The 13,682-nt window shown below is 36.7% G+C and carries 12 protein-coding genes, 1 tRNA gene and 1 riboswitch; of the genes, 12 read left to right on the top strand and 1 reads right to left on the bottom strand.

Going from position 1 to position 13,682, the window contains the following annotated elements:
* The 6 genes from BMX83_RS04170 to BMX83_RS04145 all read left to right on the top strand — a co-directional run.
* Positions 1-213, top strand: a 213-nt coding sequence (locus BMX83_RS04170; protein ID WP_177170493.1) for a transposase, incomplete at its 5' end; no start/stop codon positions are given.
* Between the two features lie 393 nt (positions 214-606).
* Positions 607-704: riboswitch (purine riboswitch) on the top strand.
* Between the two features lie 135 nt (positions 705-839).
* A complete protein-coding gene (locus tag BMX83_RS04165) occupies positions 840-2,303 on the top strand; it encodes an NCS2 family permease (RefSeq protein ID WP_091633788.1) in 1,464 nt (487 codons plus the stop codon).
* A 228-nt stretch (positions 2,304-2,531) separates the two neighbouring features.
* On the top strand, positions 2,532-3,272 hold the full coding sequence (locus BMX83_RS04160; RefSeq protein ID WP_091633785.1) for a metallophosphoesterase family protein: 741 nt from the start codon (positions 2,532-2,534) through the stop codon (positions 3,270-3,272).
* A 14-nt stretch (positions 3,273-3,286) separates the two neighbouring features.
* Positions 3,287-4,111, top strand: a complete 825-nt coding sequence (locus BMX83_RS04155; protein WP_091633782.1) for a metallophosphoesterase — start codon at positions 3,287-3,289, stop codon at positions 4,109-4,111.
* Positions 4,112-4,347: 236 nt separating this feature from the next.
* Entirely contained in the window at positions 4,348-6,528 is a 2,181-nt protein-coding gene (locus BMX83_RS04150; RefSeq protein ID WP_091633779.1) for a Tex family protein, read from the top strand.
* 60 nt (positions 6,529-6,588) lie between these two features.
* Entirely contained in the window at positions 6,589-7,053 is a 465-nt protein-coding gene (locus BMX83_RS04145) for a SprT family protein (RefSeq protein WP_091633776.1), read from the top strand.
* Positions 7,054-7,079: 26 nt separating this feature from the next.
* Here the strand turns inward: BMX83_RS04145 and BMX83_RS04140 are convergent, their stop codons facing one another.
* Positions 7,080-7,688, bottom strand: coding sequence for an HAD family hydrolase (locus BMX83_RS04140; protein WP_091633773.1), 609 nt, complete (start codon positions 7,686-7,688; stop codon positions 7,080-7,082).
* Between the two features lie 151 nt (positions 7,689-7,839).
* Here BMX83_RS04140 and BMX83_RS04135 point away from each other — a divergent pair.
* The 6 genes from BMX83_RS04135 (at position 7,840) to BMX83_RS04110 (ending at position 13,616) form a co-directional block, all read left to right on the top strand.
* Positions 7,840-7,924 (top strand) — tRNA-Leu (locus BMX83_RS04135).
* Positions 7,925-8,023: 99 nt separating this feature from the next.
* The gene (gloA2, locus tag BMX83_RS04130) at positions 8,024-8,404 is read left to right on the top strand and encodes an SMU1112c/YaeR family gloxylase I-like metalloprotein (RefSeq protein WP_091633770.1); all 381 of its coding nucleotides are present in this window, start codon (positions 8,024-8,026) and stop codon (positions 8,402-8,404) included.
* A gap of 368 nt (positions 8,405-8,772) precedes the next feature.
* Positions 8,773-9,420, top strand: a complete 648-nt coding sequence (locus tag BMX83_RS04125; RefSeq protein ID WP_091633767.1) for an SGNH/GDSL hydrolase family protein — start codon at positions 8,773-8,775, stop codon at positions 9,418-9,420.
* Positions 9,421-9,720: 300 nt separating this feature from the next.
* Positions 9,721-10,470 carry a MurR/RpiR family transcriptional regulator gene (locus tag BMX83_RS04120; RefSeq protein WP_091633765.1) on the top strand — a complete coding sequence of 250 codons (750 nt, stop codon included), beginning with the start codon at positions 9,721-9,723 and terminating at the stop codon, positions 10,468-10,470.
* A 200-nt stretch (positions 10,471-10,670) separates the two neighbouring features.
* Positions 10,671-12,260: a PTS transporter subunit EIIC gene (locus tag BMX83_RS04115; RefSeq protein WP_091633762.1), complete on the top strand. Its 1,590-nt coding sequence runs from the start codon at positions 10,671-10,673 to the stop codon at positions 12,258-12,260.
* A gap of 30 nt (positions 12,261-12,290) precedes the next feature.
* Entirely contained in the window at positions 12,291-13,616 is a 1,326-nt protein-coding gene (locus BMX83_RS04110; protein WP_091633759.1) for a 6-phospho-alpha-glucosidase, read from the top strand.
* Positions 13,617-13,682 lie beyond the last annotated feature (66 nt).

The following is a 13,682-nucleotide window of genomic DNA, read 5'->3' as shown; positions in this document are numbered from 1 at the left end:
CAATATATTGTTGCAGGGCAAGGTCATAATCGCTTAAAAAGCACGAATCTTCTTGAACGTTTAAATCAAGAAGTTCGACGACGAGAAAAAGTGATCCGAATTTTTCCCAATCATGCATCAGCGAATCGATTAATCGGTGCTGTTTTAATGGATAAGAGTGAAGAATGGCTCAGTTCCACAAGAAAATATATTTCGAATCATTCGATTAATTAAAAAAAGTTGTATTTTTATCGGACCGATTAGGTCTGAATATAAGATTTTTCTGTTAATAAAATCAGCTCAAAGAGTTGGTTAAGAAAGGTAAAAGCATTGTATAGTATTTTACACAAGATTATGGACTTGACTCTTAAGTATACACATTAATAGGAGCTCAATCTATTCATATGATATAAAATCATAAAATCTTCATGTTTATATAAAGGTGTAAAATACATCTGTAAGGTATTCAAAATTTTTCAATCGACTATCGTTCGTTTTCTGTGTTGTTGTTAAGGTTTTCATAATCAAAACCATTCGTTTTTAGCTTATAAACGAATGGTTTTGATAATAGTTTGATTAAATTTACGTATTTCGTTGCTTTTTACACCATGATATATTATGATTAACTCATCTTAATAAGTGTTATCTAATATAATTTAGCGATATGGGCTATAGTTTCTACCAATCCCCTTAAAGGATTGACTATTAGATTAAACAATATGTATTGTTTATGATGTAGTTAATTAAAGACGGGGAACTGTCTTTTTTTATTTACATCTATTTTACCCATTATTTTATTAGATAACCCTTTAGAGTAACTCCACGGAAATGGAGAAAAATTATGAAAGAGGGTTTTATCTTTGTTAGAAAAATTCTTTCATTTGAAAGAGAACAACACCACAGTAGGAACAGAAATTGCAGCAGGATTAACAACATTTTTCGCCATGTCTTATATCATATTTGTTAATCCACAAATTTTAGCTTTGACCGGCATGCCAACACAGGCTGTATTTCTAGCTACCGTCATTTCAGCGGCTGTTGGAACACTCATATTAGCTCTATACGCTAATGTACCATATGCACAAGCACCAGGAATGGGATTAAATGCATTCTTTACTTACACCGTTGTCTTTGCACTCGGTTTTACTTGGCAGGAAGCGCTGTTCATGGTTTTCTTGACAGGGGTCGTTGGTATACTTATTACAGTAACCTCAATTCGAAAGAAAATTATTCATGCCATACCTGAAACACTCCAGCATGCGATTGGTGGTGGAATTGGCGTATTTATTGCTTACATTGGACTGAAAAATGCAGAGCTCTTATCATTCACTTCAGAAGGGCAGTCGATTCTGTCTGTAAATAACGAACCGTATACGGCTGGAAAAGAAATCAGTGGCGCGGTTAATACAGTAGTGACCGGTGGCGGAATTATTCCTGATATGGGTAGCTTTACTAATCCATATGCGTTGCTAGCACTGATCGGCTTAGTCGTAACGATAATAATGATGGTTGCTAAAGTTAAGGGAGCCATTTTGATTGGGATTATCTTGACAACAGTTATTGGTATACCCATGGGTGTCACTGATTTGTCTGGGTTGAGCAATCCATCTAACTCTATTCTATCTGCATTTGGAGAACTAGGAACGACCTTTGGAGCGGCATTTGGCTCGCAAGGACTAGGGTCTCTATTAGCTGATCCATCACGATATGCACTCATACTTATTACAATTTTTGCGTTTACGCTAACAGATATCTTTGATACGATTGGAACCTTTATTGGTACTGGCCGTAAAGCAGGGATATTCACTCTAGAAGATGAAAAAGCTATGGGAAAAGGGAATGGACTTAATACCAAAATGGAGAAAGCCTTGCTTGCCGATACAGTCGCTACATCAATTGGGGCTGTGTTTGGAACATCTCCAGTTACTACCTTTGTCGAAAGTACAGCTGGCATTGGAGCCGGTGGCCGTACAGGTTTAACTAGTTTGACTACTGGAACGTTGTTTATGCTTACCGCCTTCTTTTCCCCAGTAATGTCTATTGTTCCTGGAGCCGCAACAGCACCGGCTTTAATTGTTGTCGGTATTCTTATGATGTCTGCTTTCTCAGAAATCGACTGGAATAATTTAGAAGAGGCTATACCCGCCTTTTTCGCATCAATTTTCATGGGATTCACTTACAGTATATCTTATGGTATTGCGGCTGGCTTTTTATTCTACATCATCACAAAAGTTGTTAAAGGAAAAATTCGAGTTGTGCATCCCGTTTTATGGGCAACCACAGCCCTGTTTATCTTTAACTTTGTAATCCTTGGTTTAATTTAAAAGTAGAAGACAGTGTACTTCTACTTAATAAGAGTAAGATTCAATGAATAGATATGAAAAACGAGTAGATGCCTCCTATAGGGCCTGCTCGTTTTTTCATAATGAGAAAGAGTGATATTGAGTACCTTGTGTATGGTATATGGAAGGGCATTTAGTGTGCTGATTTGATATGTGTTAAACTGAATGTATGGGAAATGATAGGAATGATACCTAGAAGGGGTGACTCAAATGAAGAATAAATTATTTGCTGTCGGTGACGTCCATGGACAAATTACAATGTTTAAAGAGATTCTCGAGTACTGGAACCCTGATAAAGAACAACTTGTTTTGGTTGGAGACCTAGGAGATAGAGGAGAAAATCCTAAAGCATGTTTTGAATTAGCCAAGGAGCTTGTAGAAAAGTATGATGCTATTTGTTTAAGAGGTAATCATGAGGAGATGCTTTTGAATTTCATGAATAAGCCACAATATGCTGCACCTAATTACAAAATGAATGGTGGGATGGTAACGATTCAGTCTTTTCTTGATATGGAAGAGGGAGAGTATGATGTCGTTGAGTTGGCCGCAAGTTTACAAGCTAAAGCCCCTTGGCTAAAACCTTTCATTGAATCCTTACCCTTTATATATGAGTGGGAGAATTATGTGTTTGTTCATGCTGGAGTGGACTTGACTTTAAGTGACTGGCGAGATTCTACAGAACGTGATTATGTGTGGATTAGAGAGGGATTTTATGATCAACCCAATCATACGAACAAAACATTTGTGTTTGGCCATACAGTGACTGCTATGCTGAATACAGAAAAAAAGAATACTGATATTTGGATTGCCGGAGATAGGAAAATTGGTATCGATGGCGGAGCAGTCTACGGTGGAGCGATGCATGGGGTCGTTTTTGACAAAAATGGTATAGTAGACCATTACACAGTGGATAACAAAGGCTATGCATTTTCCGAGCACTTAAGAAAGTAGGATTCATAGTAAACATGAGAATAGGTACAGTATCTGATTTACACATCGATCGAAATAAATGGATTTTTGACGAAGGTGAGACAACCCTCTCAATACTCGTGACTATGCTGAAAGAGAAAGCTGTGGATGTACTTCTCATTGCAGGAGATATCTCCAATCACTATCTTGAAAGTCATGCTTTTATAGAGGAACTAATGAATGAAAGCGGGATTGTTGTAAAGTTCGTTCCCGGGAATCATGACTACTGGGCTAAAGACCACGAGGTTACGGATAGTCATAAAATTAATCAGTTTTTTAATAAGCAAGAATACTCGCTCATAGGGAAGCCATATGAATTAAATCGAGACTGGGTAGTCGTTGGAACCCCCGGCTGGTATGATTATGGCTATGGCAATCATGAAAAATATACCGAAGCTCAGTTTGAAAAAAAGAAATACGGCTTTGCTTCGTGGAATGATTTACACTTTGTTGACTGGCATCAAAAGGATAGAGAAGTGAGTAAAGAGATGCTGGATCAGCTTTATAAAGATTTGGAGTCTGTAAAAGATAAAAACATTATATTAATGACGCATGTTGCAACGCATGAGGCGTTTGTTGTCCCATTGCCGCATCGTATTTATGATTTTGCCAATGCTTTTCTTGGGGCGAAAAGTTATGAATCCGTATATAAAGACTTTGAATCTATAAAATATAGCATTATGGGGCATGTTCATTTCAGGAAGGTGATTAGTGAAGAAGATAGAACCTTTATCTCGCCTTGCTTAGGAAGCAGTAAACATTGGAGAGATAAACGCCTGAGAAATCAGTTAGAAAGAAGTATTGTAACCTTTGATATTTAAAGAGTGAAGCCAGATTCTGGGTTCACTCTTTTTTAGTAGATGAAAAAGTGGAATGTCGAACTCAGCTGACTCCAACCACGCGAGTATGCACTTATTAGGATTAAAGCCAATAGCTCTTTCAAAAGTCGTGTCTTCTATAAGCAGTGAAGAAAGATACTAAGAAGTTAGCACTCTATTTTTGAGAAAATTTATGATAAACTAAGTGAGGTGAACAAAAGTATTGGAGATGAATCGTTTTGACAGAAGAAGATAAATACGTATTAAATTTACTGATCAAAGGTTTAAAAGGATACACGAAAAAGCAGATCACATCAGTACTGAATTTGCTGGATGACGGGAATACGGTCCCTTTTATCGCTCGTTACCGTAAAGAAGCGACCGATTCATTGGATGAAGTCCAAATCAGAGAGATTGAAGAGCGACACACCTATCTGACTAATCTTGAAAAACGTAAGTCGGACGTGTTGGCTTCCATTGAAGAACAAGGCAAGTTGACGCCTGAACTTGAAAAGGAAATAAAGGCTGCCAATCAGATGCAGCGTGTGGAGGATCTGTACCGTCCTTATAAACAAAAACGACGTACCAAAGCAACGATTGCAAAGGAAAGAGGACTGGAACCTTTAGCTGAATGGGTACTGACGTATCCAACTGCTCCTTTAAACGAAGAGGCTGAAAAATACGTCGACGAAGAAAACGATGTAGCATCAGTAGAAGAGGCCTTGGCAGGCGTTCATGAAATCATAGCGGAATACATTTCTGATAATCCAACGTATCGTGAGTGGATCCGTGAATACACCTACAATAAAGGTGAAATCGTTTCTAAAGCAAAAAATGAAGAGGCTGATGAAAAAGGCGTCTTCGAGATGTACTATGATTACTCAGAATCTTTGGATACACTGGTTTCTCATCGTATACTAGCTTTGAACCGTGGAGAGAAGGAAGACATTCTTTCGGTCGGTATTGACGTAGATGAGGACTACATCAATCGCTACATGAACCGTCAGGAATTGCCTGACGGTGAACTGACAGAGGCGGTTGAAAAGGTAAAAGAGGCAATAAGTGATGCCTATAAACGATTTATCGGACCGGCAATCGAACGTGAAATAAGAAGTGACCTTTTTGAAAAAGCTGAAGAACAGGCAATCAATGTCTTTGGAGAGAACCTTAAAAATCTGCTTTTGCAGGCGCCTTTAAAAGATCAAGTCATTTTAGGATTGGACCCTGCCTATCGGACAGGTTGTAAGCTAGCAGTTATTGACGCGACGGGAAAAGTCTTGGCTATTGATGTGATTTATCCACATAAGCCGGCTTCAGCTGCTAAACGCCATGAAGCCAAAGGAAAGTTCCTGGACATGGTGAAAAAATATGACGTTGATACTATTGCTATCGGTAATGGAACAGCGAGTCGTGAATCGGAAACGTTCACTGCCCAGTCACTTAAAGAAGTAGATAAAAAAGTGGCTTATGTTATTGTGAACGAAGCCGGGGCTTCTGTTTATTCAGCTAGTACGGAAGCGCGTCGTGAATTTCCTGACTTACAAGTGGAAGAGCGAAGCGCCGTTAGTATTGCCAGGCGACTACAGGATCCTTTGGCTGAACTTGTCAAAATCGATCCGGAAGCTATCGGTGTGGGGCAGTATCAGCATGATGTTTCTCAGAAGAAATTAAGTAATCAGTTGGATTTTGTCATCGAGGTCGTGGTCAACCAGGTTGGCGTAAATGTTAATACTGCCAGTGCAGCTTTATTGAAACATATTTCAGGTCTAACTAAAACGACAGCTGAGAATGTTGTGACCTACCGTGAAGAAAACGGTAAATTCACTAATCGCTCTCAACTAAAAAAAGTGAAGCGACTTGGACCTAAAGCTTTTGAGCAATCTGTTGGTTTCCTTCGTATTCCTGACGGTAAAGAGCCGTTTGACAATACAGGTATTCACCCGGAGACATATAAAGAAGCCAAAAAGATGATTGAAATGACAGGCTTGACAAAAGAGAGTCTAGGATCAACTGATTTAAAAGCCCGTTTGGAACTAGTTGAAGATGAATCGGTAAGCGATGAAACAGGACTTGGTGCTGAAACAATCGAAGATATCAAAAAAGCACTGGTTGCTCCTGGAAGAGATATGCGTGATGATATGCCAGCGCCACTATTACGCACAGACGTATTAACAATGGAAGATTTAAAAGAAGGCATGGAACTTGAAGGAACAGTAAGGAACGTTGTTGACTTTGGTGCCTTCGTGGATATCGGTGTGAAACAAGATGGCTTAGTCCATATATCAAAATTAAGTCATTCTTTCATTAAGCATCCAAGCAATGCTGTTGCGGTCGGTGATATCGTCAAAGTCTGGATCGACTCTGTAGATTTGAATAAAGGTCGTATCGCACTCAGCATGATTGAAGATACAAATAAATAAAAGGTTATTAAAGAGGCCAAGAAAAATATTGGCCTCTTTTGTATAAAAGGCGGTAACTTTATGGAAACAGAAAATTTACAACAATTGGTTGAAGAAGTCTCTCTGCAACATTTTGATCGACCGTTCAATCACAAGGCAACATTTAATAAACGATTAAAAACGACAGGGGGCCGGTATCATCTTCAAACACATGATTTAGACTTTAATCCAAAGGTTTTAGAAAAAGCTGGGGAAACCGCATTTATTGGAGTTATAAAGCACGAATTATGCCATTATCACTTGCATTTGAGTGGTCATGGTTATCAGCATAAGGATAAAGCATTCAAGCAACTCCTTCAAAAAGTGGGTGGCTTACGATATACCCCGTCCTTGATAGAGAAAAGTGAACAGAAACGACTTCTTAAATATCAGTGTCTTCGGTGTGGGGCAGTGGCTAAAAGACAACGTCGTTTCAATACAGAAAGATTTGTCTGCGCCAAGTGTAAAGGTAAATTCCAACTTATTGAAAAAATAGACAGCCAATGACCTTACTCATCGGCTGTCTATCACTATTAAATATATATATTTGATTTATAGAAATGATTTTTTAGCTTCGAAATGTCACCATCAAAAACGTGACCATTCATGCCGAAAGTGGCAGCAGCTTTAATGTTTGCCTCCAAATCGTCAATAAAGAAGCATTCAGACGGCAATAAGTCAAAGTGATCAAAGAAATTCTGATAGAGTTCTTCTTCTGGTTTAAGACTTTTCCAGTCTGAAGAAATAAATAAGCCATCGAAATAATTTAAACCAGGAACGATATGTTTAATGTATTTAAAATCTTGGGAGACATTTGAAAATAAAAAGAGCTGGTATTCATTTTCTTTAAGATGTTCTAGAATCGTTTCCATTTCGGAGATGGGGGTCATTTTTTCGTACCATGTATCCATGATTTCCGATACGGAAGAATGTAGTGCTTCTGGCAGGTTAGTTGAGGCTTTCTTAATGATTTCATTTTTTGAAATCGTACCCCGGTCATACCGTTGCCATAAGTCAGAATAAAAAATCTCATTTAATAACATTTGCTGGTGTTTTTCATTTGACGTGAAAGACTGTATGAATGCTTCTGGTTTATAGTTGATCAGAACATTTCCCATATCAAATACGACATTCTTTATCATTTTGACGTCTCTCCTTTTAGAATTTATAATCTATATAATCTTTTTTTACTTTAACATATAATAACAGAAATCATAACGATCATGCATATTTTACAATAAGGATATTGACAATCACGAGCGAGACTGATAAGATACTTTTGTTAGGCTAAAAGCGCACGTGGCGGAATGGTAGACGCGCCAGCTTGAGGGGCTGGTGGGGCAGATGCCCCGTGGAAGTTCGAGTCTTCTCGTGCGCATAAGAGTAAAAGGCGGTATCCAAAGTGATTTTGGGTACTGCCTTTTTATTTTAAGTAATTAATAAGATAAATACTAAGTAGGCTAAGGAGAGATACATTATGTTCAACACAATTCATCATGTGGCCATCATTGCGAGTGATTACAAAAAATCAAAACATTTTTACTCAGAATTACTCGAATTTCCTATTATCAATGAAGTTTACAGAGAAGAAAGAAAGTCATATAAATGTGATTTAAAAGTAGGGGGGAGTCAAATTGAACTATTTTCGTTTCCATCACCTCCCAAACGACCGACTAGTCCCGAAGCAGCTGGACTTAGACATCTCTGTTTTAGTGTGGAAAATGTTAGTAAAGCAGTGAAAAGACTTAAAAAAAAAGGAATAAAGTGTGAAGAGATAAGGGTAGATGCAAATACAGGGAAACACTTTACGTTTTTTAAGGATCCAGATGGGTTACCACTAGAAATTTATGAAGAATAAAAAAATACAAAAAAAGCACCTTTGTTTCCGCAAAGGCGCCTGCATAGAAAGGAGATGATTTTATGAAAAAGAAAACGAGTAGTATTGCTACTAACTGTGTTTCTATTTATAATGATAGCGCATACAAAAAGAGATGTCAATACTAAATATATGAAAAGATTGCGACTTATCTATTATGTTATTAGGTATGTAAACCTTTACTCATTAATTGGTTACTAATTGTTCACTAAGAGTTAGTAAATGACTTTTTACTTGACGAAAAGTTAAAAGTCCAGGAAAATAAAGTCAAGATGTTGGAGTTAAATTGTTTTATCGCTTTCAATGTATGTAAATGTAGTGCGCTTAAAATTTATAAAGGAGCATCCATAATGAAAATAATGCGTGAGGATACGTTGTTGTTTATTGGAGATAGTATAACGGATTGTGGTCGAGACAGAAATGACTCTGCAGATTTGGGAAGGGGATTTCCATTGTTTATTTCTGGATATCTTCAAACGAGTATGCCCCAAAAGCGGCTTGCCTATATCAATAAAGGTATAGGAGGAGACACCTTAAGTGACTTAAAGGAGAGATGGGAAAAAGATTGTCTAGAGAGCCAACCAGATATTGTCACCTTACTAATCGGTATAAATGATGTATGGAAAAATCAAGATAACAAACATTTAGTAACGGAAAGTGAACGAGTAAGATTTGAAGCGGATTATCGTTTTTTACTGAAATCTCTACATCAACGTACGGATGCACGAGTGATTCTAATGGAACCTTTCGTCCTTCCTTATCCAAAAAATCGTATGGATTGGCGTCAAGATCTGGATCCACGCATTCAAATTGTTAGGAAAATGGCAAAGGAATATCAAACAGAAATAATCCCGCTAGATGGTCTTTTAAATGCACAAGGAATAAAAGATGGGTTCAGCTACTACACTGGTGAGGATGGTGTACATCCGACTATAGCCGGTCATGGTTTTATCGCAAAGGCATGGCTTGAAACTGTACTCAATAAAAAAATATTGTGAAGTCAACTAAAGTATGCTATAATACTTTTATGCGATGAGTCGAATGTTTCCACTGTTTGTGGAAACTTCATGCAGGATACAGATGTTAAACCATCACAACAGGAAGTTGGTATCGGAGTCATTCACGCTGTGAACGTGAACCTCACCTAATTTTATAGGTTGCAACTATGCGGACAGGCCAAACTGTCCGTATTTTTTTGTCTAAAATTAATTAATCGTTTTAGCTTTATTATTCATATTTTTATTTTTAGTTATTTTAGTTATACTTATGATGACATATAAAATGGGGAGAAGATAACTGTGATTGATATAACAAAAATCACTCAGGGAGTAGCACTTTCAGAGATGGATGAACACCTACTTACCTATATTTTAGATAATATGGATACTGTTCTTCAAAAAGGTGTTAGACAGATAGCTAAAGATAATTACACTTCACCTGCAAGTGTTATACGATTATCAAAAAAATTAGGATATACAGGTTTTATTGATTTATACTATCATTTATTGCCATTAGTTAATGCTGAAGAAGTGGATGAAGAGTTGGATTTTTTTAAAATTGATCGCTCACTAATTATGAAGCATAATACAAAAGATAAAGTTGACACTTTTATAGAAAAAGTCCTTCTATTAGAAGATAAATTCATTTTTATTTATGCAGCGGGGTTTTCAGCAATCACAGCAGAATACTTATATAAGAAGTTGTTGCTATTAGGAAAACAAGTGATCATTGCTACTTCTTTAGATTCTATAGGTGTTTTAGAAAATAATTTAAAAAATATAGGTGCTTTTGTAGCCATTTCAAAATCCGGCGAAACTCAAGGAGTGTTGGACAAAATGCACACTGCCAAAAATTCTGGGATTTACACTGTTTCTTTTACTAAAGAGTCAGTCAATCGTTTAGGTGAATTGAGTGATCTAAATTTTAAAATTACTGATCAACATAAACTTGATGATAGAAATTTATTGCCAAATACATTTTTCCCATTTACTTTACTTTTAATCGAATATCTTCTTAGCAGTTATTTGAATGAGATAAATGATGTTTAATTTATTAAATATATGCGTGAAAATACTTATAATTTATAGATGCTAGAAAAAATGTAAAGCGTAAGTCAGCCGAATAGAATAGTAATTAATGAAACGTGTTCCGTGTTTGCGAAACACGTTTTTTGATATAGAGAAAGCCTTTTATTTAAAACGCTTTCTCTATATACTGAATTCAGTTGAAAAATTGGAGGGACAAAATCATGAAAGAAAAGATAATGGATATGATGCAAAAATTTTCTAAAGCAATGTTTATACCAGTTTTGATTTTACCTATTGCAGGTATTTTAATTGCAATGGGTAATTTATTTACAAATGCACGTTTACTTGAAGTATTGCCATTTTTAGATAATCCAGTTACAAAAGGGTTTGGAACTATACTCTCAGGGTCACTGGTTTCAATTTTAGTAAATCTAGGACTGGTTTTTGCAGTCGGTTTGGCAGTCGGTTTAGCTAATAAGAAAAAATCTGAAGCTGGTTTTATTGCGTTACTTGGTTATTTAGTATTCATCAATGCAATGAATGGTTTTATGGATATTCAGGGTATGTTGATTGAAGGAAACTTACAAGGGACGGGACAGACGCTAGTGTTAGGGGTACAAATACTAGATATGGGAGTCTTTCTTGGTATTATTTTAGGAATTGTAACCGCTATTGTACATAATCGTTATGCAGATAAAGAATTTAATAATGCATTTCAAATTTATGGTGGATCACGATTTGTGTTTATCGTTTTGATTCCAGTAGTTACTTTATTAGCTATATTATTTACTACAATTTGGCCTTATTTCCAAGTCGGCATTAGCAATTTGGGATTAATGATAAATCAAAGTGGAAACTTCGGTATATTCTTATATGGAGCACTCGAACGCCTTCTAATACCTACTGGTTTACATCACCTAGTATACACGCCTTTCTTATATAGTGAATTAGGCGGAGTAACAGAAGTTGCAGGAGAAGTTTTTGAAGGAGCCCGGAATATCTACTTTGCAGAAATTGCTAATCCAGATGGTGGTTTACTAGCACCTAGTGTCATTTGGGATGCGCGTGGTATTTCAAAAATGTTTGGTCTGATTGGTGCATGTTTAGCAATGTATCATAGAGCCAAGCCTGAGAACAAAGCTAAGGCTAAAGCAATTTTAATTCCAGCAGTTGTAACATCATTTATTGCTGGAGTAACCGAACCTATTGAGTTTGCCTTTATGTTCGTAGCCCCTTTATTATTTGTAGTTCATGCTGGATTAAGTGGACTAAGTATGGTTGTATTAAATCTTTTAAATGTAAGAGCTATAGGACCTAATGGCTTTATGGACTTCTTATTGTACAATGTTCCATTAGGTGTAGACCGAACAGGATGGCCAATGTATATTGCAGTAGGCTTACTATTCTTTGCTATCTATTACTTCTTATTTAGCTTCTTGATTAAGGCGTTTAATTATAAAACGATTGGTCGAGAAGATGAAGGCGGAGAAACCCGCTTATATTCTAAAAAAGATTATAAAGAGAAAAAAGCCAAGGAGAATGAACCTGTTGGAGATTTAGGAATAGCACAAATGATAATTACTGCGCTTGGTGGGGATGGAAATATTGAGACAGTAACAAATTGTTACTCGCGACTACGTCTGACTTTACAAAATCCTAACATTGTTGATGAACAGACTTTGAAAAATGAAACAGGTGCAAGTGGCATAATGAGAAAAGGGAATAATGTGCAAGTTGTATATGGACTACAAGTGACAAAAATTCGCAAGTCAGTTGATGAAGTGTTGAATCGACAACCGATAGAAGAGTAAATTAAAAATATAAGTGAGGATGATAAAAATATGAAAAAGTTTTCAGTAGTTATTGCAGGTGGGGGAAGTACCTTTACCCCAGGTATTGTTATGATGATGTTGGACAACATGGAGCGTTTCCCAATAGGCGAATTAGTTCTATACGATAATGATGAAGAGCGTCAAGCACAACTTGGTCAAGCTTTGAAAATATTGTTAAAAGAGCAAGCTCCGGCATTGAAATTCTCTTACACAACCGATCCTAAAGAAGCATTCACAGATAAAGACTTCTGTATGGCTCATATTCGTGTAGGAAAGTACGAAATGCGTGAAAAAGATGAAAAAATCCCATTACGTCATGGCGTGATTGGGCAAGAAACGTGCGGGCCAGGCGGAATAGCTTACGGCATGCGTAGTATAACGGGTATGTTAGAGATAATTGATTATATGGAAGAGTATTCGCCAGACTGCTGGATGCTAAATTATTCTAATCCAGCTTCCATAGTGGCAGAAGCATGTCGTGTGTTAAGACCTGAATCAAAAGTTCTGAATATTTGTGATATGCCAGTAGGAACATTACGTCGAATGTCTCAAATTATAAATAAACAACCTGAAGAATTGGAAGTACGATATTTTGGATTGAATCATTTTGGTTGGTGGACAAGTGTCAAAGATAAAGAAGGGCATGAATATATTGATCAAATAAAGGATTATGTTTCTGAAAATGGCTACTTAACAAAGGTAGAAGTAGACACTCAACATATGGATCAGAGTTGGCAGGATACGCATAAAAAAGCAAAGGATCTTTTAGCAGTTAATCCGAGCTATCTACCAAATACGTATTTAAAATATTACCTATACCCGGACTATGAAGTGGCTAATTCAAACGAAAAATTCACTCGTGCAAATGAAGTGATGGATGGACGCGAAAAAGAGGTATTCACAGCAGCAAGAAATATTATTGAAAAAGGTACTGCTGTAGATAGCGGCTTTCATATTGACAGTCATGCATCTTTCATTGTGGACTTAGCTCGTGCTATTGCTTTTAATACTCATGAAAGAATGTTGATGATTGTTGAAAACAATGGAGCTATTGCTAATTTTCCAGATGATGCAATGGTAGAAGTGCCTTGTATAGTAGGAAATAATGGGCCTGAACCATTGACTCAAGGAAAAATACCTGCATTTGAACATGCAATGATGTTCCAGCAATTAACAGTTGAAAAACTTGTTGTTGAAGCCTATATAGAAGGTAGTTATCAAAAGTTGTGGCAAGCACTCACGCTATCAAAAACTATACCAAGTGCTAAAGTAGCGAAAGATATTTTAGATGACTTGATAACAGCTAACAGCGAATATTGGCCAGAACTAACATAATAGTGATTTGATAAAAACAAGCTATATAGTATAAGCACAAAAAGGGTTGGCTTTCGTCCAGCCCTT

This window comes from Alkalibacterium gilvum (assembly GCF_900109085.1).
Taxonomy (GTDB): domain Bacteria; phylum Bacillota; class Bacilli; order Lactobacillales; family Carnobacteriaceae_A; genus Alkalibacterium; species Alkalibacterium gilvum.
The sequence above is the reverse complement of the archived record's forward strand: the minus strand, read 5'-3'. Positions and strand labels throughout refer to the sequence as shown.